This is a genomic window from Paenibacillus sonchi (genome assembly GCF_016772475.1).
Classification (GTDB): Bacteria; Bacillota; Bacilli; order Paenibacillales; family Paenibacillaceae; genus Paenibacillus_AQ; species Paenibacillus_AQ sonchi.
This window is the reverse complement of record NZ_CP068595.1, coordinates 2,410,240-2,430,798: the sequence shown is the minus strand read 5'-3', so window position 1 is coordinate 2,430,798 and position 20,559 is coordinate 2,410,240. Positions and strand designations below refer to the sequence as shown.

The 20,559-nt window shown below is 53.3% G+C and carries 16 protein-coding genes and 1 pseudogene; 5 read left to right on the top strand and 12 right to left on the bottom strand.

Features of this window, described 5'->3' with window-relative positions; all coding sequences use genetic code 11:
- Window positions 1-98: 98 nt before the first annotated feature.
- The gene (locus tag JI735_RS11200; protein ID WP_202677387.1) at window positions 99-1,211 is read right to left on the bottom strand and encodes a sulfate ABC transporter substrate-binding protein; all 1,113 of its coding nucleotides are present in this window, start codon (window positions 1,209-1,211) and stop codon (window positions 99-101) included.
- A gap of 448 nt (window positions 1,212-1,659) precedes the next feature.
- On the opposite strand from JI735_RS11200, the gene JI735_RS11195 reads away from it, so the two are divergent.
- Entirely contained in the window at window positions 1,660-3,969 is a 2,310-nt protein-coding gene (locus JI735_RS11195; protein ID WP_202677386.1) for an alpha/beta hydrolase family protein, read from the top strand.
- Window positions 3,970-4,159: 190 nt separating this feature from the next.
- Here the strand turns inward: JI735_RS11195 and JI735_RS11190 are convergent, their stop codons facing one another.
- Complete coding sequence (locus tag JI735_RS11190) at window positions 4,160-5,209, bottom strand: lactonase family protein (protein ID WP_039838957.1); 1,050 nt, start codon at window positions 5,207-5,209, stop codon at window positions 4,160-4,162.
- Window positions 5,210-5,482: 273 nt separating this feature from the next.
- Here JI735_RS11190 and JI735_RS11185 point away from each other — a divergent pair, with 273 nt between their 5' ends.
- The 3 genes from JI735_RS11185 (at window position 5,483) to JI735_RS11175 (ending at window position 7,694) form a co-directional block, all read left to right on the top strand.
- Complete coding sequence (locus tag JI735_RS11185; RefSeq protein WP_020426595.1) at window positions 5,483-5,743, top strand: GlsB/YeaQ/YmgE family stress response membrane protein; 261 nt, start codon at window positions 5,483-5,485, stop codon at window positions 5,741-5,743.
- 209 nt (window positions 5,744-5,952) lie between these two features.
- Complete coding sequence (locus JI735_RS11180) at window positions 5,953-6,471, top strand: CcdC family protein (protein ID WP_051052272.1); 519 nt, start codon at window positions 5,953-5,955, stop codon at window positions 6,469-6,471.
- A gap of 269 nt (window positions 6,472-6,740) precedes the next feature.
- Window positions 6,741-7,694, top strand: a complete 954-nt coding sequence (locus JI735_RS11175) for an L-lactate dehydrogenase (RefSeq protein ID WP_039838958.1) — start codon at window positions 6,741-6,743, stop codon at window positions 7,692-7,694.
- 89 nt (window positions 7,695-7,783) lie between these two features.
- On the opposite strand, the gene JI735_RS11170 is transcribed toward JI735_RS11175, so the two are convergent.
- On the bottom strand, window positions 7,784-9,811 hold the full coding sequence (locus JI735_RS11170) for a methyl-accepting chemotaxis protein (RefSeq protein ID WP_083886944.1): 2,028 nt from the start codon (window positions 9,809-9,811) through the stop codon (window positions 7,784-7,786).
- Window positions 9,812-10,000: 189 nt separating this feature from the next.
- A pseudogene (locus tag JI735_RS11165) lies at window positions 10,001-12,378 on the bottom strand (heavy metal translocating P-type ATPase).
- Window positions 12,379-13,290: 912 nt separating this feature from the next.
- On the opposite strand from JI735_RS11165, the gene JI735_RS11160 reads away from it, so the two are divergent.
- Complete coding sequence (locus JI735_RS11160) at window positions 13,291-14,373, top strand: cation diffusion facilitator family transporter (protein WP_083886945.1); 1,083 nt, start codon at window positions 13,291-13,293, stop codon at window positions 14,371-14,373.
- A gap of 91 nt (window positions 14,374-14,464) precedes the next feature.
- Here JI735_RS11160 and JI735_RS11155 read toward each other — a convergent pair whose 3' ends face one another.
- The 8 genes from JI735_RS11155 to JI735_RS11120 all read right to left on the bottom strand — a co-directional run bounded on the left by JI735_RS11155 (window position 14,465) and on the right by JI735_RS11120 (window position 20,499).
- On the bottom strand, window positions 14,465-14,830 hold the full coding sequence (locus JI735_RS11155) for an ArsR/SmtB family transcription factor (RefSeq protein ID WP_025705626.1): 366 nt from the start codon (window positions 14,828-14,830) through the stop codon (window positions 14,465-14,467).
- Window positions 14,831-14,971: 141 nt separating this feature from the next.
- On the bottom strand, window positions 14,972-15,712 hold the full coding sequence (locus JI735_RS11150) for an ABC transporter permease (RefSeq protein WP_039838969.1): 741 nt from the start codon (window positions 15,710-15,712) through the stop codon (window positions 14,972-14,974).
- A 2-nt stretch (window positions 15,713-15,714) separates the two neighbouring features.
- Window positions 15,715-16,431 carry an ABC transporter permease gene (locus JI735_RS11145; RefSeq protein WP_039838972.1) on the bottom strand — a complete coding sequence of 239 codons (717 nt, stop codon included), beginning with the start codon at window positions 16,429-16,431 and terminating at the stop codon, window positions 15,715-15,717.
- A complete protein-coding gene (locus JI735_RS11140) occupies window positions 16,428-17,342 on the bottom strand; it encodes an ABC transporter ATP-binding protein (protein ID WP_202677637.1) in 915 nt (304 codons plus the stop codon). Before JI735_RS11140 ends, JI735_RS11145 begins: the two co-directional genes overlap by 4 nt.
- Window positions 17,343-17,401: 59 nt before the next feature.
- Window positions 17,402-17,983 (bottom strand): sensor histidine kinase, encoded by a 582-nt coding sequence (locus tag JI735_RS11135; protein ID WP_202677385.1) that lies wholly within the window; start codon window positions 17,981-17,983, stop codon window positions 17,402-17,404.
- On the bottom strand, window positions 17,980-18,831 hold the full coding sequence (locus tag JI735_RS11130) for a HAMP domain-containing histidine kinase (protein WP_202677384.1): 852 nt from the start codon (window positions 18,829-18,831) through the stop codon (window positions 17,980-17,982). Before JI735_RS11130 ends, JI735_RS11135 begins: the two co-directional genes overlap by 4 nt.
- The gene (locus tag JI735_RS11125; RefSeq protein WP_039838979.1) at window positions 18,828-19,502 is read right to left on the bottom strand and encodes a response regulator transcription factor; all 675 of its coding nucleotides are present in this window, start codon (window positions 19,500-19,502) and stop codon (window positions 18,828-18,830) included. The genes JI735_RS11130 and JI735_RS11125 overlap by 4 nt, the downstream gene beginning before the upstream one ends.
- A gap of 556 nt (window positions 19,503-20,058) precedes the next feature.
- Complete coding sequence (locus JI735_RS11120; protein WP_039838981.1) at window positions 20,059-20,499, bottom strand: pyridoxamine 5'-phosphate oxidase family protein; 441 nt, start codon at window positions 20,497-20,499, stop codon at window positions 20,059-20,061.
- Window positions 20,500-20,559 lie beyond the last annotated feature (60 nt).

Here is a 20,559-nt window from a genome sequence, read left to right as displayed (position 1 = left end):
CCTTTCCCGCCTTCGGCTAATGGGCCGATCAGCCTCCATACACAAACTGTTTACAGCAAATCCTGCCGCTCTTCTCCGGATGTCAGCCGTTTGGATTATTATTTGGCGCCAGGCACATAAATTTTGTCGAAAATCCCGCCGTCATTGAAATGCTTCTCCTGGGTTTCTTTCCAGGTTCCGAATTTATCTGCGAGTGTGAACAGCTTGATCTCAGGGAATTTGTCCTTATATTCCTCTTTCACGCTCTCCAGGGTCGGACGGTAGTAGTTGTCGGCAGCGATTTTTTGCCCCTCTTCGGTGTAGAGATACTTCAGGTAGGCTTCGGCTGCCTCACGGGTGCCTCTTTTGTCCACGACCTTGTCTACTACAGCCACCGGCGGTTCGGCCAGAATGCTCTCGGACGGGTTGACGATTTCGAATTTGTCGGGGCCCAGCTCCTTGATCGACAGGTAGGCTTCATTCTCCCAGGCAATCAGCACATCGCCGATTCCCCGCTCTACAAAGGTTGTGGTCGCCCCGCGCGCTCCGGTATCCAGCACGGGCACGTGCTTGAACAGCTCCTGGACAAATTCCTGCGCTTTGGCTTCATCATTGTTGTTGTGGTCAAGCGCATAGCCCCAGGCGGCAAGATAGTTCCAGCGTGCCCCTCCGGAGGTTTTCGGATTCGGCGTGATGACTTCCACCCCTTCTTTCAGCAGATCCGGCCAGTCCTTGATGCCTTTGGGGTTGCCTTTGCGTACCAGGAACACAATCGTCGAGGTGTATGGGGAGCTGTTATGCTCGAATTTGCTTTCCCAGCCTTCATTGATCAGCCCCTTGTCCTTCAGTGCGTCAATGTCGTAGCCTAGGGCAAGAGTGACCACATCCGCTTCCAGGCCTTCCTGCACCGCCCGGCTTTCGGCGCCGGAACCGCCATGCGACTGTTTGACCGTAACCTTCTGGCCCGTTTCTTTCTCCCAATAGGCGGAGAACGCCTTGTTATAATTCTCGTACAGCTCGCGTGTCGGGTCGTAGGATACATTCAGCAGCTCTACCGGATCTTTTGCCGGAGCCTTGGCAGCTTCTGCTGTTGCAGCCGCATTGCTTGCTGCCGGTGCATCTGTTGCTGGGGCCGCCCCATTGCCTGAATTGTTATTGCCGCAAGCCGCAAGACCTGCTGTCAATAATAATGCGAATCCCGTGATTAGTCCCTTTTTGATCCCTTTTTTCATCACAGCCACTCCCCTGTTATTGTCTCTTGACACCCCATGAAGTTCCCGTCAGTCAGCATTGTTGTCTTTCAGCAAAAAATAGACGGAGGAAGGCCCACTTGTGGCAGGTCAAACCGGTCCTGTGGACACGTGTCTGCGAGCTATAGCGGGCGTTCCTCCGTCTGTACGGTAAGAACTTATTCAATTATTCCTACCCATTTAGTAGGTTATAAAGATATAATACTGAAACCTCTGCACCCTGTCAAACCTTTTTTTCAAAATAGCGAAAAGTCTTTTTCAGCCGGCGTGACGGCAGCATGTGACGGCTGTTCCTGCAAAAATCACTTGTTATTACGGCGCCAAAGTAATATTATTGCTACATCTTACAGGTCAAAAAATAGGTTAAAAAACAGGTTGAAAACATAGGCTGAAACATGTGAAATCAGCGCAATTACCGGGGGAGACAATCATGGGAATGAATCTGGAATATGTGCCTGTACCTGCACCCGCGCCGCAGCGGCCACGGCTGCACAAGCGTATCCTTTGGGAGCTGGCAAGGCGCATTCTGGACACTTACCGCTACGATACACAACTATGGCGGACGGCGCTTGCCGGCCCCTGGTTGATATGCTTTTTGGTGTTTGCCGCAGCTGTTCTGGGCATCCCTACCGGACTCGGAACTGCCGCCGATGTGATGCTGGCCACCTGTGCGGCAACCCTGGTCCTGGCTTGTGCCGGAAATATTCTGGCCGTACTGCTGGCCCTGTCCGGGCTGCGCATCCCGCGCCTCTATGCGGGCTCTTTATTGAGCGCTTCAGGAGCTGTCCTGCTAGTCTTCTATTATGCCGATCTGGAGCTTGAAGCCGCAGCCGCCGTTGCTGGAATTGCCGCCCTCCTCGGCGGCCTGGGCGGTCTGGCCATCGGGCTGCTGCGCAGGCGCCGGTTCACCATGGGCCTGCTGCTTGCAGCCGTCGTGCTCGCGTCTCCGCTCGCCCTCTCTACCCGGGGCAATGGCGACACCTCACCGGAGGCGAGCGTATCAAACGGAGGCCCGGCTCCCATCGATGCCGAAAATCCGGGGGAGCCGGGGAACTATACTTACCGCAGCTTCACCTATGGCAGCGGCCAGGATCTTCACCGGTCCGAGTATGGCGATGAGGCTGAGCTTACCACTGCTACGGTGGATGCCTCTGCTTACATTACAAGCTGGCCCAAGCTGCGCACCTTATTCTGGGGTTTTGATCACAGCTCCCTTCCTGTAAACGCCCGGGTCTGGATGCCTGACGGTGAAGGACCTTACCCGCTCGTGCTGATGGTGCACGGCAACCATATGATGGAGGATTATTCCGAGGGGGGGTATGCCTACCTGGGCGAACAGCTGGCCAGCCGGGGTTTTATCGCGGTGTCTCTTGATGAGAACTTTCTGAACTATTCCGCCTGGTCGGGCATTCCGGATAATGATTTCAAGGTGCGGACCTGGATGATTCTGAAGCATCTGCAGCAGATCGGCATTTTTGCGGAGCAATCCGGCAACCCTTTCTATCAGAAGGTGGATTATAGCCGGACCGCCCTGCTCGGACACAGCCGGGGCGGGCAGGCCGTAGCTATGGCTGCGGATGCCGGCCGCTGGTTCAAGAATGACCCTGCTCTTGCCGCCGCCGCACAGTTTCACATCGCTTCAGTTATCGCACTCGCCCCTACGGACAAAGCCATTGATAACCAGCAGGCCCGGCTGGAGGATGTCAATTACCTGACCCTTCAGGGTGCCCGCGATGGCGATGTGCATGATTTTTACGGTGACCGGCAGTATATCCGTTCTTCTTTTACAGGAGCTGCTTCGTCCTTCAAAAGCTCGCTTTATATTGCCGATGCCAACCACAGCCAGTTCAATACCAGCTGGGGGCTGTACGACCAGTCGCTGCCGGCGGGATTGTTTCTGGACCGAACGGATATTATGGACGGGGTCGCGCAGCGGCAAATCGCCAAGGTCTATGTCACCGCCTTTCTGGAGGCTACCCTGGACGGGAAGGAAGTCTACCAGGATCTGTTCCGCGATTACCGCAGCGGATTGCAGTGGCTTCCCGGCACCGCATACTATAACCGGTTCCAGAGCGGCGGCGATATCGTTGTAGCCACCTTTGATGAGGACCGCAACAAGAACACCGTCACCGGCGGAACCGCGGAAGCAGCGGGTCTAGCCTGGAGGGAGGAGGTCGCCAAGGACCGGGAATCCAAGAGCAAAGCTACTTATGGGCTGGTGCTGGAGCACAGTACAAAGGGCGGCGGAGAGGGTTATTACAGCATCAAGCTGAAGAATAGCATCACCAGCGGGCTTGCCGAGTCTGGTGCTGCCGGATTAACCTTCTCGATGGCTAACCGCAATGCCGACAGCAAGGATACGCCGGATGCGGTACAAGCGGCGGCCTCCCCCGGTGTGGAAGTCGAACTGAAGGACAGCAATCATGCAACAGCCCGTCTTTCGCTGAATGAAGTGATGGGCATTCTGCCCCTGCCGCAGACCCGGTTCACACTCCTCCCCTGGCTTGAGGAGCGGATGAGCGACGGCAAATACGGCGATCTCTCGGAAGCTGTATTTCAGACCTACGAGCTGCCTTTTGAACGTTTTATTGAAGTAGAGCCCGGGCTTGACCCGGATAAACTGAGTGAAATCACCTTCTACCTGCAGGGAGAGGGCGATAAAATTATGCTGGATGATATCGGCTTCTACCTTAAAGGCATCAGTATGGAAGGGTCCAAGCAAACCGCTATTATACAATGAATAGAAAGATAACTTCATTCGAAAGCAAAAAACGGCTGAGCAGTCCTTAACTGGACCTCAAGCCGTTTTGTTTTTTGGCAGGCGCTCAATAACTTGAACTTGAAGGAGATCAGATTCAGGCCGGGAGATTCTATTGCATTTTCTGCAGCAGATTCCCCCTATAATCCAGCGAACAGAAGGCGCTTCTGGGTTACAACGGCTTCAGGCAGACCGGTGATGTGAGATCCAGCTCATTGCCGGTAGGGATGAGCCTGCCGGTCTCGCTGTCGATTCTGAAGGAGACAATATTATCACTGTTCTGGTTGGCCGCAAGCAGCATCCCCCCGATAATGGCGAAATTGCGCGGCGTCCGGCCTCCGGAGATGACCCAATCCTGCGCTTCCAGCAGACCCGTGGACGGGTCGATATGGAACAGCGCAATGCTGTCATGCCCGCGGTTGGAGGCGTACAGGAAACGGCCGCACGGCGATACATGAATGTCGGCGGCAGTATCATCGCTGCCGGCGGCATAATGCTCCGGAAGGGAGCTGATGCTCTGCAGAATTTTCAGATCAGCGGACTGCTCATCATTCGCGAACACAGTGATTGTACTGTTCAGCTCATTGATCAGGTACAGCCATTGTCCTGACGGGTGTCCGGCCAGATGGCGGGGACCCGAACCTGGCGGAAGCAGAACTTCGCGGCGGGTAGCCAGCTTGCCGTCTTCCACACGGTAGAATACAATCTGATCCAGCCCCAGATCGCAGACAAGCACATGCTGTCCGGACCGGTCAGGAATGACCGAATGGGGATGCGGCGCTTCCTGCCGGTCTTCACGCAGTCCGGACCCCTCATGCTTGACCTGGGCGGACATTTCCTGAAGCGAGCCATCGGCATTCACCGGAAAGATGTTAACGTTGCCTCCCGAATAGTTGGAGACAAATATGTAATCCTCTTGCGGGGAAATCGACACGTAACACGGAGCGCCGCCATCCGTTGGTCTGCTTCCCAGAAGGCGCAGCGCTTTGCTTCCGGGCTCAATGGCGTATGCATAGACCTCGCCTTGATCCTTCTCACTTACGGCATACAGCACAGTCCCTGCGCTGTTCACTGCCAGGTAGGACGGATTCTCAATCCCCTTCGTACTGTTCAGGATTCTCATTTCCCCCGTATCCTTATTCAAAGCCCCCAGGATAATCGCATTTTGATCAACACTGTTGTAGGTACCTGCATAAAATAGAACTTCATTAGGCTGTTGCATGGGCAGCGGCTCCTTCTATTGTATATTGGCGCGTAGTATTACTTACTTCATATATACCCTTAAGTTAAAGGAATACACCTCAGGGTTCCGCACTTTTTTCACTATAACATGTTTATGTACCCGCTACCTCACTAGGTTTAAACAGCATATTTTGGGACATACTTGAATACTAATTATAAGGCTGCCGACAATATTTGACACCTGGTTTAAACGTCCGGCATGAGGTTAATAGTAACCATCGAAGATAACAAAACATAAAGGAGCTGAAGCACAATGAGTTTTCTGTGGATGTTGATTGTTGGTGGCGTCATTGGTTGGTTGGCCGGTCTGATTATGGGCAGAGATATTCCGGGCGGTGTTATCGGCAACATTATCGCCGGTATTCTCGGTTCTTGGCTCGGCGGCATGCTGCTGGGAAGCTGGGGGCCTAAGATCAGCGATTTCTATGTTTTCCCGTCACTTATCGGTGCGATCGTCCTGATCTTTATCGTTAGCCTGATCCTCCGTTCGGTTGGCGGACGCAGCCGTTCTTAAGAACTAACCTTATATACAACCAGACCTGCCCAGCAGGGCTGGCATCTACACCCGCCAAGGCCTTCCTTGGCGGGTTTCTTGCGGCTGGAGCTATGGCTTTCGGAGAAGCAGCTGCGCAATTCCCGCTGAGACGGCTTCAATGTTTTGCCTTCTTTTTTCTGCTATAATGGAAAAATAAGTGACACAAATCACAGAGAGGAAAGTGAATCATGGGCAATATCAACCCTTCACTTTTGCATGTCGGTTCCACTCTGGGGGCTGTATTCATGGCGCTGATGGTCATTTTCATCCGCCTGAAGGCCAGTGCGCGCCCGGTGACGATCCGCAAAATATGGATTCCCCCGCTGGGCATGTCCACCGGTTTTGCCATGTTTGTTGTTCCCGAGGTCAGATTCCCCTGGTGGTGGGCGGTTGCGGCTTTTCTGGTCGGCTGGTTTATTTTTGCCTACCCGCTGATCCGCAGCACCAAGTTTGAAGCAAGGGAAGGCCTGATTTATGCCCGGCGCTCCAAAAGCTTTGCCTTCATCCTGCTTGGGCTGCTGCTGATCCGCACGGTGCTGCATGAGTTTATCAATCAATATGTATCCATTCCGCAGTCAGGCGGGCTTTTTTTCATATTGGCCTTCGGCATGATCCTGCACTGGAGAGTATTTATGTATAAGCGTTACATCCGGATGGTTCCACCGCACGCCCATACCCCTGAGCCCGGGACTGACAATATCATCTAAATGGTACAACAACCCTGCAAAGTGGGGCTATTGCCTGGAAGCTGATTCAGACACTTTGCAGGAACCCCAATCTCATTGTCATCTTATATTCCCCCTTTTCCCCTAATGTGCATATACTACTAGTAATCCGCCTAGTTATTTCTAACCTCCCATGTCACTTTTGACCAAAATTGCACGGATCGGCCAGTTTTTTTGCGTCTGATGTCAGGTAACTTGCGATGAAATCGGTTAGAATATAAGCATACTTTTAGAGAGTGGGGACAAGACAATTGAAAAGTAAATCAAGAAAAGTGGCGATCGTCGGCTCGGGAATGGTCGGTTCCAGCTGTGCCTATTCCATGGTCAATCAGGCTATATGCGACGAAATCATGATGATTGACCGCACTTATGACCGCGCCATGGCACAAGCGCTTGATCTCTCGCACTGCATGGATTTCACCGGAACACGCACCAAGGTATATGCCGGCACCTCCAGCGATTGCGCCGGAATGGACGTTGTCATTCTGACAGCAGGCGCCAATCCCAAGCCGGGACAGAGCAGACTGGATGTTCTTGATGCTGCGGCTGTGATCACCAAGGACATTGTTACCGAAATTATGGCCGGAGGGTTTGACGGCATCTTCGTGATCGCCGCTAATCCTGTTGATATTGTCACCTATATGGTATGGAAAATTTCCGGCCTGCCCCGCCACAGAGTCATCGGCACCGGAACCTCTATTGACTCATCGCGGCTGAAGACGCTGCTGTCAGAGGTCTTTACCATCGATCCCCGCAGTGTCAACGGCTATGCGCTCGGCGAACACGGCGAGTCCCAATTCGTTGCCTGGTCCCATGTGACCATCGGCGGCAAACCGATTCTGCAGATCATGGAGCAGCACCGGGAACGGTTCAGCACACTGGATCTGGAAGACATCGCCCGCAAAACCAAGGATGCCGGCTGGGAGATTTTTACGCGTAAGGGCTCAACGCATTTTGGCATCGGCAGCGCGCTGGCCTACATCACCCGCTCCATCCTGAATGACGAGCACAAAATCATTGCCGTCTCCGCCATATTGGACGGGGAATACGGCCAAAGCGGCGTATGCGCCGGAGCACCGGCAATCATCGGCAGGGGCGGCATACAGGAACTGCTGGAGCTGAACCTGAGTGCAGAGGAATCCAAGAAGCTTGAGGCCTCCTGCAGCATTATCCGCCAGGGCATTGAAAGCCTGCACCTCAAGTAGAAACGGTCTAGCATAATAGAAAACACCCCTCAACTACACACACGGCAGTGTGCAGCGCCCAGGGGTGTTTTTGTATCTTTTAAGTAAGCTTAGCGGAATTTCTCAATCTCGCCTTTCAGCGTGGACATCATCTCATTGAGGGATTTCGCCGAGTCGACCACCTTTTTCATAAGCTCCATTTGTTCTGAAGAGGCGAAGGATACCGCCTGGGCATTCTCCGCCGAATCCTTGGCAATGGTCAGCATATCAGAGACAGAAGCTGTGATTTCCTCAGTTCCCGCAGACATTTCCTCGTTGATGGCGGAAACGTCCTGGATCTGCATTGAAACTTCACGGATAGAGGAACGGATATGTTCAAAGGATATCCCCACATTTTTCATTTTGCCCATGCCGTCGCCAATCTCGGCGATGCTCTTTTCCATGGACTGGGCAGCATTGGTTGTGGAGGCCTGAATCTGCTTGATCAGATCGACAATATCAACAATCGAGGCATTGGTGCGTTCAGCCAGCTTCTTCACTTCATTCGCCACGACGCCGAAGCCCCGTCCATGCTCACCTGCGCGGGCCGCTTCTATTGAAGCGTTGAGCGACAGCAGCCCGGTCTGATTAGCGATCTCGGAGATGACATCGATGATTTGTCCGATATGTTCGGATTGCTGCGTCAGGGTCTGGATCAGATCAGCAGTTTGGCCTGCGGTTGTCGTGATGACCGTCATTTGTTCAAGAGTAGATTGAATCTCCAGATAGCCGTTTTGAACCTCTGCACTTACCGTTTCCGCCTGATCGGACACACTTACGGAGGATTCCGCGATTCGCTGCAGTCCCACAGCCATTTCTTCGGTAGCGCGGGCCGACTGCTCTGATCCCTTGAACTGGTCTTCCATGCCCTGCGCCACCTCCTGGATGACGGTAGCAATTTCAGCAGAGGTATTGGAGGAATGGTTGGCGTATTCCAGCAGCCCTTCAGCGGCGGCAGCTACCTGCAGCACAGTGGCGTCAATCGTACCGACAATTCCGGACAGTGAACTGACTGTATCATTGATGCTTTTGCTCATCTGGCCGATTTCATCCCCCGAACGGACTTCCACCCTTTCACTCAGATGGCCTTCGGCCACTCTTTTCATGACACCGGAGATCGCCACAAGCGGCTTAACCGCCATACGGGTAAGATAGAGTGAAATCAAGGTCACCAGCAGGATGATACCGATGATTAACAGGGTAGCCAAGCGCTGGGCCGCATTCACTTTGGCAAAAATCTCGCTTTTCGGCACATTGATCATCAGCTTCCAATCCGTACCGGGAATGGTCTTGTAATATGTAATAATTGTCTTTCCGTCTTCACCTGTATAGGTCTCCGAACCGCTTTCGCGGCTGAGCATGGCGGTGACAGCCTTCTTCAGTTCCGGCTCCTTGGCATAGTCCGCCATATTCTTACCGATCCGGCTCATATCGGAATACGCGTAATAATCCCCTTTGCCGGAGACTACATAGCCGTAGCCGCTCTCAGCCACATGGATACTTTTACTCATCTCATTTAAGATATCGGGTGTAACCGAAAACGCAATTGCTCCGCTGAATTGCTGCTTCTTGTCCACTACAGGAACGATCAGCGGAATGATGTATTTTTTGAGCGGCTCCAGGTACGACATATCTCCCAATGCCGGCGCCAGGGATTCCTTGGCTTTTAAGAAGTAAGCAGATTTCGCCATATCGGCCGTCAGGTTCATCGTATTGGTCAGCAAACCATCTTTGTTAATGACACTGTAGCCTTCCGATTGGTTATCGCTCTCTTCAAGGATCTTAACCACCGGAAAAATACTTTGCGGCTGCGCGGTGTCGAACTCCGGATGCTGCGCAATAAGCTCCTGCACGGCCGAGGTCCGGCTTTTCAACCACTCATCGATGCGCGAGGTGTTCATCTCTAGTATTTTAGTGGCCAGCTCTTCGCTGTTCGACCGGGTCACACCGCCAAAATACTGCACGAAAAAGATGGTCGTCCCCAGTAAAGGCACAATGGCAATGGCAAGAATCACAAGCGACCATTTGGTCTGAACAGATGCTGATTTTCTTTCTTTTGCTTTCATTTTCATTTTTTCCGGTACATCTGACTTATCCACTATAGTTCCCCCCAGCAAAACTGATAATGATCTTCCATATGCTGTAAATCTATAGTGTTATATCGGCAATAACAGACAAGTAGCATTAGTTCCATCATAAAAAATAAGCCTCAAGACCCACATTATGGGATCACGAGTGCTTATTTTTTTCGTATTATATATTTGCTTGCCGTGACTATTGCCCAAGGTTCACACGGATTTGGGAACCTGCAGGGCCCGGACGCTGTTCAGTACCGCAAGCACGGTCACACCCACATCCGAGAAGACGGCCTCCCACATCGTGGCAATCCCGAAAGCTCCCAGCAGCAGGAATAATGCCTTCACCGCCAGGGCAAAAATAATATTCTGCCAGACGATGGTCCGCGTGCGCTTGGCAATGCTGACCGCTGTGGCGATTTTCGACGGTTCATCCGTCATAATTACGATATCTGCCGCTTCAATCGCCGCATCCGAGCCCAGCCCGCCCATAGCAATGCCGACATCCGCCCGGGCCAGCACCGGAGTATCATTAATCCCGTCGCCGACAAAAATAATCTTCTCCCGCTGTGATTTTTCCCGCTCCAGCTTCTCGATGGCTTCGACCTTGTGCTGCGGCAGCAGTTCAGCGTGAATTTCCTCAATCCCCAGCTGCTGCCCAACGGCTTCCGCAACCGGGGAGGCATCGCCCGTCAGCATGACGGTTCTGTGAATTCCAAGCCGCCCAAGTGCCTGAACCGCCTGAAGGGAATCCTCTTTCACTTCATCAGCAATGACCAGATAACCCGCATACTGCTTATCAATGGCAATATGGACCACTGTTCCGTTCTGCTCCGGGGTCCGGCTGGCAATGCCTTCACGCGCCATCAACCGTGCGTTCCCGGCCAGTACCGCCTTGCCCTCCACCATAACGGCAATGCCGTGGCCGGATATTTCGTTGTAGTCCGCTATAGCACCGCCGGGAATTTCTTTGCCGTAGGCCGCCCGGATCGACTCCGCAATCGGATGGCTGGAGTGGCTCTCGGCATACGCAGCAGTCCGCAGCAGATCGTCCTCTTTAAAGCCCTCTGAAGGGTAGGTCCCCGTTACCTTGAATTCGCCTTTGGTGAGCGTTCCGGTCTTATCAAACACAACCACCTTAACATCGTTCAAGGCCTCCAGGAAGTTGCTGCCTTTGACGAGAATACCGCTTTTGGAGGCTGCGCCAATGCCGCCGAAGAAGCCAAGCGGTATCGAAACGACCAGCGCGCAAGGGCAGGAGATGACGAGAAATACCAGCGCCCGGTAGATCCAGTCCGAGAAAGTGGCTCCGCTCAGCACGAGCGGAGGGATTACAGCCAGCAGGAGCGCGGTGATAACCACTACAGGTGTGTAGCCTCTGGCAAACTTGGTGATAAAATTCTCTGTTTTTGCCTTATTGTTGGAGGCGTTCTGCACCAGCTCCAGGATTTTGGAGACGGCTGATTCCCCAAATGTCTCAGTAACCTCAATCGTAACCACACCATTGCGGTTAATAAATCCGCTCAGCACCTTGCTGCCCGGTTCAGCTGCACGCGGAACCGATTCCCCGGTCAGCGCCGAGGTATCCATCATTGCGCTGCCTTCAAGTATGGTTCCATCCAGCGGCACCTTCTCCCCGGTTTGACCACAATATGATCGCCAATCGCTACTTCTTCCGGCGCAACACGTCTTCAGATTGCCGGCTTCCTTCAAATTAGCAAACTCGGGCGGATATCCATCAGTGCCGTGATGGAGCGGCGGGAACGGTTGACAGCCATCCCCTGGAACAGCTCGCCAACCTGATAGAACAGCATGACGGCTACGCCTTCGGGGTATTCTCCAATAGCGAAGGCCCCTATCGTTGCGAGTGCCATCAGGAAGTTCTCGTCGAAAACCTGGCCCCGGACGATGTTCCGGGCAGCAGACCAGACGACCTCGCCGCCAACAATCAGATAAGCGGCCAGGAAAATCAGCAGCTCCGGGATTCCGCTGACCGGCAGGAACATTCCGGCTGCTGCAAGGATGCCTCCGGCTCCCAGGCGCAGCAGGATGCGGCGGGTTTCACCTTCCCCATGTTCGTGGCTGTGCCCGTGCGCGTCAGCATGAGCATGGACTTCGTGGCTGTGCCCGTGCACATCGGCGAGAGCATGGGCTTCATGGCTGTGCCCGTGCGCATCGGCATGGGCATGGGCTTCATGGCTGTGCCCGTGCGCATCACCGTGAGCATGAGCTTCGTGGCTGTGGCTGTGCCCGTGCGCATCGGCATGAGCATGGGCTTCGCGGCTGTGCCCGTGCTGCGGGCCGGCGCCTGGCTGCGGGTTCCTGCGCAACCCTGCCGGCTTCACTTCCTTAACCTTCACGTGAGGTTCAAGGATGTTCACCGTCCGCCGGGCTTCGGCGGACACTGCCTCGGCATCGGCTGCCGCAGTTTCCAGGGTCATCATCTTCATCGTGAAATTCACCGAGCAGGACGTTACTCCTTCGATTTTCTTGACCTTATTTTCGATTTTCATGGCGCAGTTGGCACAGTCCAGTCCTTCGAGCATCCACTGGCGTCTCACATTTCCTTGAACCACATTCAAAACACCCATCTCCCTTGTTCAAACCTATATATGAGTATTTGTTCATATGTTTACTTACACACATTATATGCCCCCCAATCTTGAAGTGTCAATGCGAAAACAGCATTGTTTTCCAATTTGTTCACAAGCAGGAGCTGCCCTGCCTCGTAACTGGAGTAGAAGCTTTATTGGATCTTCAGGCTGCAGCCCTCCTATACCAGACGCCATCACCGTACACCCGGTGCATATTCATTGGCTCCTGAAGCACCCTGTAGTTATGATGAATAAAAGGCAGCCTCTGTTCGCGCACCGCAGGTTAGCTGGTAAAATATCAACAATTCCTCCCCCTGGTTCCTCAAATAGTAGGTAATATAAACTGAATTTAAGAATGATGTCCGGCTGATGGACAAAAGCCTAGTGAATCAAGAAGTTCGTCCATGCTGCGGGTTGGATTCTTAAGTTCACTCTATATAGTTGGAAAAAGTATCACTAATCCCGCTCGCTTGACCCCTGGATGGGAGTTAGGTGGAAAAAGTACCACTAATCCGGCCGAATATGCCCACATGAAGGCAATTGTCTCGAATTAAGTGAACAAATTCCCACTAAAACCCTTGAAAACCCTAAATTCCGGGAAATTAGTTACACTTTTTCCACTTAGCACCTTCCCCATAACCACAATAAGTTCCATAAACTCACAGCTTGTCCGCTTCAACTCGTACAGGTATACGTTTCCGCGTGAAGGAGAAGGATAATTTACGTCGCAAAGCTTTTACGCCGCAAGACTCTGACTTCATAATTATTGAGAATCGTACAAGAACACCCCTCGGAGCTATAATAACGTACAGTTGCAGATAACTTGTCCCTTGTAATCTGCTTTCATCTCGTTTAATATTAACATATGAGCAATCATTCATATGTTTTTCGCGAAAAGGGGGCATTTTTATGAATAAACACAGCCGTCAAGGGCATATCCACGAGCTTAATGAGCAACATGAGCACCACAAGCATAATGAGCATCATGAACACCATGAGCTTAACGAGCACCATGGAAAGCAGAAGCATAATGAGAAGCATGTACATAATGACGGGCACGGGCACGGACACGGGCACAGCCATTCCGGTCATTCCCACACGCATTCCCACACACACTCCCACGCGCCCAATAACAAAAAAGGACTGCTGATCGCCCTGATCATTACCGGAGGCATTATGTTCCTCGAATTCTTCGGCGGATTAGTTACCGGCAGTCTGGCTCTGCTCTCGGACTCCGGGCATATGCTGAGCGACACTGCCTCATTGGCCTTAAGTCTTGTGGCAATGATTTTTGCCGTCAAACCGCCTTCATTGAAAAATTCCTACGGCTACTACCGGTTCGAAATTATGGCTGCATTATTCAACGGTGTTACGCTGTTTGTGATTGCCGGATTCATCATCTGGGAGGCCTGGCAGCGGTTTTTTGAACCACCGGCAGTGGCAAGCGGCACTATGATGATCATAGCGGCTGTAGGGCTTTTAGCTAATCTGATCAGCGCCTGGTCCCTTATGCGTAAAAGCGATACCAAAGAGAACATCAACATACGCAGCGCCTATCTGCATATCATGGGTGATGCCCTCGGCTCCGTCGGTGCCCTGCTGGCAGGGTTAATCATGAATTTGTTCTCCTGGTATGTTGCCGATCCAATCATTAGCGTACTGGTAGCTTTGCTTATCCTTAGAGGCGCCTGGGGGGTTCTGAAGCAGGCCTTCCATATTCTGATGGAGGGGACGCCGGTTTCCGTCAATACCAATGATATCAAAGCAGCCTTATTAAGCATCGATGGGGTTGAAGGTGTCCATGACCTGCATGTCTGGACCATCACATCCGGATTTGATGCACTTAGCGGACATCTGCTGATCAAGGATCACGCTGACCCCCATAGCATACTCCAGCAGGCGATTAATGTAGTGGAGGATCATTTTGCGATACAGCATACAACGCTGCAGATCGAGAATTCTTCCCTGAAACACGGGGAGCTGCGGGTGTAGGATTAACATAAAAATGGACAACCGGCAAGCTCCGGTTATCCTGTACTGTCAAAGGCTGCCCCTCAAGCAATCGGGGGCAGCCTTTTTTTATCTATTCATGCCGGATATGCTCATGTGTCTGCAGGAAAATCTGCTCCACATGCGCGTCGTTCAGCGAATAATACACGGTTTTGCCTTCCTTGCGGCGTTTCACGATCCGCAGATTGCGCAGATAGCGGAGCTGGTGGGATACCGCCGACTGCCCCATATCCAGGATGGATGACAAATCGTGCACACACAGCTCTCTTTGCGACAGGGCATAAATCATCCGTACCCTTGTCGGATCACCCAAGGCCTTGAACATCTCCGCCATTTTGTCCGTTGTCCCGCGGTCAGGCAGGATCAACGCCATAGATTCCGGTTCAAGCTCTGAACCGTTGCATGTATTGTCGCATTCTTCCAGTGCTGCTGGCTCCATGCTCCCGCCCTCCTCCATCTGTTCACCCGGCTTCACCACCCGGTTAATCGAAGCTTCTACGATTAATTATAACAAAACTTCACCTGATGTCCATGGAACAGCCGGGGATGGGAAGAGTTGCAAGCAGCAGCGTTGTCAGGCTTAGACAGCTTTACGCCGGAAGGAGAGCAGGCCGACGGCCAAAAATAAAATCAAACTGCCCAGTACAACGGTCATCAAGCTCTCCAGCGGTAAATTGAAGGCTCCAAAGCGGTCCTCCCCAAAGGGAGACATGGCCAGCATAGGCTGAAGCCAGGGATAATACGGCCCGTACGTGGCAGAATTGGCAATCAGCATATTCGGCATGGTCAGGCTCACATTCAGCGCGAGCGGAGCCCCGAAGCTGCTCCAGCTCTGGGATATCGCCAGCTGCAGCGCAGCCAGCGGCATGCAGGCCAGCCAGCCGCCGAAGATGCTTGCAAGGAACATCGTCCAGGGAATCGGCACATCTACACCACGCAGCGCGCCCACACCAAGCACCGCAGCAAAAAACAGCAGCTGCACAGCAGCCAGCAGCGCCATAATCATGGAATATTTGGCAAGATATACGGAAGTACGCGTAACCGGCAGGGCCAGCAGCTGCTTCCAGCCGCCGTCGGCATGCTCTGCCCGGCAGATCAGCGCAGCAAAAACCCCTGACAGCACCGGCAGAAAGAACATGGCATGAAACAGCGACATCACACTAAGCAGAACTTCCCAGGTAACCGGCTGCCCCCCTTCCTGCATATTGGCAAGCGCTCCAATGGGTATTGCCACCGCCGGGCTCCCTATAATCAGCACCCAGACATAAGATCTGGACATTTTGAGTCTTTCTGCGGACAAAACTCTCCAGAAGCTCCTCATGATCAGTTCACATCCTTTCGCGCAAAATGCACAGCGCCAGGCAGCAGCATGAGCAGACCCAGCAGCAGTCCCGCGCCGCTGAACAGCCAAGGCCGTGAAGTGCTCCAGGCGAGGGCAGGCCAGGACAAAGGAACCCATTCGGACAGGAACGTCGAGAAGAGGCTCAACAGTGACAAGGTCAGGCCAAGCGATACAGGCAGCGTCTGGTTGCGGCTCGACAGGGAGAGCCACAGCTGCAGAGCGATCACAGGCAGGGCGGCGGCATAAGAAGCAAAGCCAATCCGCAGCACATCCGCATAGGGAACCGGCTGTGAACCAAAACCAAGCAGCAGACCCAAAACTACCGTTCCTGCAGACAAGAGCGCGCAGGAGACGGCGACAAGCAGCAGACAGATCAGCAGCTTGGCCATGAATACTGCGGTCCGGGAGATGGGCAGGGCCAGCAGCTGCTTCCAGGAGCTCGTCTGATGCTCCACATTCGCCAGCAGCGAGCAGACCAGCGTTCCTCCCAGATACAGCGCCACGGGTACAAAGTCGGCCAGGTTAGACAGCAGTCCGCCCCACAGGTCGGATTGATACTCTCCTGTCAGATAATCATAGCGCATGCCGAAGTTCAGCCCCTGCATGGCAAGGAGTCCCACCGGGCCGAGGAAGACCAGGAACCATAAGCCTTTGCCGCGGATTTTCAGCCAATCCGCCGAAAGGGAACGCCACATCATACGGATTGGCCTCCTTCGACGACCTGAAGGAAGAATTCCTCCAGCGATTGTCTGTGTTCCTCCACGCGGTAGATGGCATGGCCGTTTTCGACCAGTTCCTTGATCAATAGCGCCACCCGGACATCGCTCATCCGAGGCAGGGTGATGCGTCCTTCCTGCAATGTGCCTCCGCAGCCCCTCCGGTTGGCCAGAATCAGCGCTTCTTCCGGCTCCGACACGGCAAGGCGCAAATCTCCGGCCGCCTGCTGCTGCAGTTGGGTGATCGTGTCCTGATACACCATCCTGCCGGCACGGATAATGCCGACCGTTCCAGCCATTTGCTCAATTTCACTAAGGAGATGGCTGGATACCAGGACCGTAATCCCCTCTTCCACGGGAAGCCGCTTAATCAGCGAGCGGATCTCCTGAATGCCTGACGGGTCCAGTCCATTGGTAGGCTCGTCCAGAATCAGCAGCTCGGGGCTGCCGAGCAGTGCGGCGGCGATGCCAAGCCGCTGCTTCATACCCAGGGAGAAGCCCTTCACCGGACGCTTTTCTTCACCTGTTAAGGACACAATATCCAGCACTTCAGCGATTCGGGACTTTGGCACATTCAGGATGCGGCGGATCGCCTCCAGATTATCCAAGGCGCTCAAATGCCCGTAATAGGAAGGCGATTCTACAAGCGAACCGACTTTGCGCAGGATTTGCAGCTTATTCCGTTTCAGATCCTGGCCGAAAATGTTAATGCTTCCCGAAGTCGGCTTAATCAGCCCCAGCAGCATGCGGATGGTGGTTGTTTTGCCCGCACCGTTGGGCCCAAGGAAGCCGTAGATTTCCCCTTTGCCTATATTCAGATTCAATTGCTCCACCGCAGCCCGGCCACGGTATTCCTTCAATAAATCTCTCGTTTCTATCACTGTTTGCGTCATTTTCTTCACCTCGGTAACCAGCATATCGTTCCAAGGTTAAAAGCACGGCGCAGCCAAGTTTAAGTTTTGTTTAAATTTCCATGCGGCAAACTTAGGATTACTATAGTAGTGCCTTGCTTGGTGCTGTCCACCTTCCATCCCAGCTCCATCCGCTTCAGCAGCAGATCAACAATCGATAAGCCCAGGCCTGCCCCTTTGGAGTCGGAGCCGCTGCCCAGGCCCTGGCCGCGGTCGCGGATGACGATGACGCGTTCGCCCTCCCTGTCCTCCACGGCCACTCCCACATATAGTCCGCTCCGCGCATGGCGGACTATATTCTGGAACAGATTATCCAGGATGCGGCGGAACCAGCTCTCATCCACGTACCAATGCAGCGGCTCCCCCTCCAGATCAATCTCAATCCGGAACCCTTCCTTCTCCCACAGCGGATACCACGCCGCAGCACTTTCCCTGAGCAGACGCAGGATGTCCTTGCGCTCCGGTTTCAGGGTCATCCGTCCGCTGCTGAGCAGATTGTAGGACAGCAGATTTTCGATCAGCACACCGAGGTTTTCAATCCGTTCATCCATCAGTTTCACGGATTCCCATCCCCGCCCGCTCAGCTGCTCCTTGCCAAGAATATGCAAGTGGCTGCGGATCACAGTGAGGGGGTCCGCAGATCATGCGACAGATCGGAGACAAGACGCTTCCGCAGCCCCTCTTCCTCCGCTTCACGCGCCCGGCTGGCGGCAAGCTCGGTTACCATGGTATTAAAGGCCGTCTCCAAACGGCCAATCTCATCGGGCTTGCCCGGATCAATCAATTGCGGCACACCGTCTTTTCTGGTGAAGGCCATGGCTGTCTCCAGCCGCAGCAGTCTTTTGCGGATTTGGATAAAGAACAGCAGCGAAACAACCATGAAGCCTGTAAAAAGCACAAACATCACCAGCGTAAATCTTAAACTCATACCGTCGAAATAATGCCGCTCTATGAGGGCGTCGGGAATTTGCATGACCATAAAACCTTCTCCGGCTTCAGCACGGTCCCCCACAAAAGCGACAATATTCATTGGCTTTGGATTATACGCCATGCTTTTTTTCATGAAGGAAATCGCCTGTGCAGCAGTCCACACCGGTGGGATAGGGCGCCGTTCATTCTGCTGCCAAAGCTGCGGATCAGCAGACTCCAGCGACAGCCGGGTTCGCCCCTCTCCATCGACCCAAAACATCGCAGCCAGGCTGTAGGCGGAGCTTAACGCCCTTAGCCGGTTATTAATTCTCTCAGGGGAGCTGCCAAGCAAACCTTCCGCTTCCTTATGCCAGATTTCTTCCAGTTCCGAAATGTCTTGATACTTCTCATATTCCTTCGGCACCTCTTCCTGCACCGTATTCAGAGTCAGTGGAATGATCACCAGCACAGCGGGAATGAACAGCAGCGCCGTAATAATAATCAGCAGGTAACGTGAGAGGAGTGAAGCGTGCAGCTTGCGTAAAGAGCCCGGTTGTCTCATGCTCTCACCCGGTAGCCGATTCCCCGGACCGTCTCAATAATCTCAGGAGCAGCCGGATCAAGCTCTAGCTTCTCACGCAGATACCGGATGTGTACCATCAGCGTCTTGTCGCCTTCTATGTAGCTTTCTCCCCAGACCGCCTCATAGATCTGCTCCTTCGTCAGTATTTGGCCGAGATGGCGCAGCAGATAGGAGAAAATCTGAAACTGCTTGCCGGTAAGCAAAATTTCTTTGCCGCTGGCTGCCTCTATAATCCGGTTGTCCCCTTCGTACACCATCAGATGCTTCAGCTTCAACGGGATGGACAGGACAGCACCCGTCCGTCTTAACAGTACTTCGATCCGCGCCGCCAGCTCATCCGGGTGAAAAGGCTTAGTCAGATAATCATCAGCGAACTCCAGGCCCTGAAGCTTGTCATCGATGGAAGTCCGCGCGGACAGCATCAGGACCGGCAGGTTCGGATACGCCCGCTTCAGCCGCTGGCCGACAGTGAAGCCATCCAGCCCGGGCAGCATGACGTCCAGAATGACCAGCTGGCAGCCCGCCGCAGCCTCTACAGCACCCTCCCCGCTCTCCAGCCAGCGGACAGCATATTCCCGCTCCCGCAGATCGGCGGAAACGGCGCTTCCGATCTCCCGGTCATCTTCAATATACAGCAAGGTAACACTCATATAAGTCAAATCCTTTCCGTGATTCTGGAAAAAGCAAAAAATGGCTCCGACGTCCTTTGGGAGCCTCCGATTTTCGCCTACCGGGTACTTATGTTTCTACTAGAAATTTATACTGCTCCTGGCGGTAGGATTCCAGACAGCTTATGCTTACGATGCGGGCTTTCCTGTGGTTAATTTCCTATTCAACAAGTCCAACAAGAAATCCCCGGGACGGCACGGATACCAACTGCGCACCCGGGAATGAATATTCCCGGCTTTATTTAATGTCCACCGGTCAACCGGAGAACCATCAATGCAGCTCATGGATCACCCCAGGCTCATGTTGGGGTCAGTACTGCAGCGCAAGTATACCATGATTTCCCGTAAGCCAGCCACGGCCCAGAAACTAAAATCAGGACATGCGTTGTTGACCACCTAGTCCTCCTGCAGCCTATGTCAGTAGCCTAATTTCCTAAACGCTAAAAAAGCCATCCCGGAACCGTGAGGTCCAAAGATGGCTATAAGGTACCCGAAGAGGGTGTTAACCATAAATAAGGGGTTCGTTCACCTTCTTCCCCTATTTGCCGGAAACGGCGGCCGAACCTTCCCAGACCCCATGCTGCTGGTCCTTGCCCATATACTCAATCCGTGTCGGCTGCAGCTCAAGGATCACATAGTCGGGGTCATCAGGACCCTTGAACCATTTCTCCAGCTCTGTGTTCCATACTTGGGAACGGAGGCCTTCATTTTGGGTCACGGCAACGGTGGCTTCGACTTCAAGCACATCCTTGCCGCCGCCCTGTTCATATCCAAGCAGCAGAAAAGCATTCGGATTATTCCGCAGCTCCTCTACCTTATGCGTTTTGCGGTTGGTAGCCAAATAAATCTGAAGTCCGTCATGAAATACCGCCATATAACGCACCTTAGGTTTGTTGCCGGCTTCTATCGTGCCGAAGGACCCGAACTTGTTGTCATCCAGTGTCTTGATGATCGTCTGCTCCAGCTCTCTGTTATCCATTGACGATATAGCTCCTTTCTAATCTTGTGAATATAAGTTGATATATCCACGCCCGCAGTT

What these genes read in the sequence shown, in the direction of transcription:
- JI735_RS11200 (WP_202677387.1), bottom strand. Translation starts at nt 1,211, where the DNA reads ATGAAAAAAGGGATCAAAAAGGGACTAATCACGGGATTCGCATTATTA.
- JI735_RS11195 (WP_202677386.1), top strand. Translation starts at nt 1,660, where the DNA reads ATGGGAATGAATCTGGAATATGTGCCTGTACCTGCACCCGCGCCGCAG.
- JI735_RS11190 (WP_039838957.1), bottom strand. Translation starts at nt 5,209, where the DNA reads ATGCAACAGCCTAATGAAGTTCTATTTTATGCAGGTACCTACAACAGT.
- JI735_RS11185 (WP_020426595.1), top strand. Translation starts at nt 5,483, where the DNA reads ATGAGTTTTCTGTGGATGTTGATTGTTGGTGGCGTCATTGGTTGGTTG.
- JI735_RS11180 (WP_051052272.1), top strand. Translation starts at nt 5,953, where the DNA reads ATGGGCAATATCAACCCTTCACTTTTGCATGTCGGTTCCACTCTGGGG.
- JI735_RS11160 (WP_083886945.1), top strand. Translation starts at nt 13,291, where the DNA reads ATGAATAAACACAGCCGTCAAGGGCATATCCACGAGCTTAATGAGCAA.
- JI735_RS11155 (WP_025705626.1), bottom strand. Translation starts at nt 14,830, where the DNA reads ATGGAGCCAGCAGCACTGGAAGAATGCGACAATACATGCAACGGTTCA.
- JI735_RS11150 (WP_039838969.1), bottom strand. Translation starts at nt 15,712, where the DNA reads ATGAGGAGCTTCTGGAGAGTTTTGTCCGCAGAAAGACTCAAAATGTCC.
- JI735_RS11145 (WP_039838972.1), bottom strand. Translation starts at nt 16,431, where the DNA reads ATGATGTGGCGTTCCCTTTCGGCGGATTGGCTGAAAATCCGCGGCAAA.
- JI735_RS11140 (WP_202677637.1), bottom strand. Translation starts at nt 17,342, where the DNA reads ATGACGCAAACAGTGATAGAAACGAGAGATTTATTGAAGGAATACCGT.
- JI735_RS11130 (WP_202677384.1), bottom strand. Translation starts at nt 18,831, where the DNA reads ATGAGACAACCGGGCTCTTTACGCAAGCTGCACGCTTCACTCCTCTCA.
- JI735_RS11125 (WP_039838979.1), bottom strand. Translation starts at nt 19,502, where the DNA reads ATGAGTGTTACCTTGCTGTATATTGAAGATGACCGGGAGATCGGAAGC.
- JI735_RS11120 (WP_039838981.1), bottom strand. Translation starts at nt 20,499, where the DNA reads ATGGATAACAGAGAGCTGGAGCAGACGATCATCAAGACACTGGATGAC.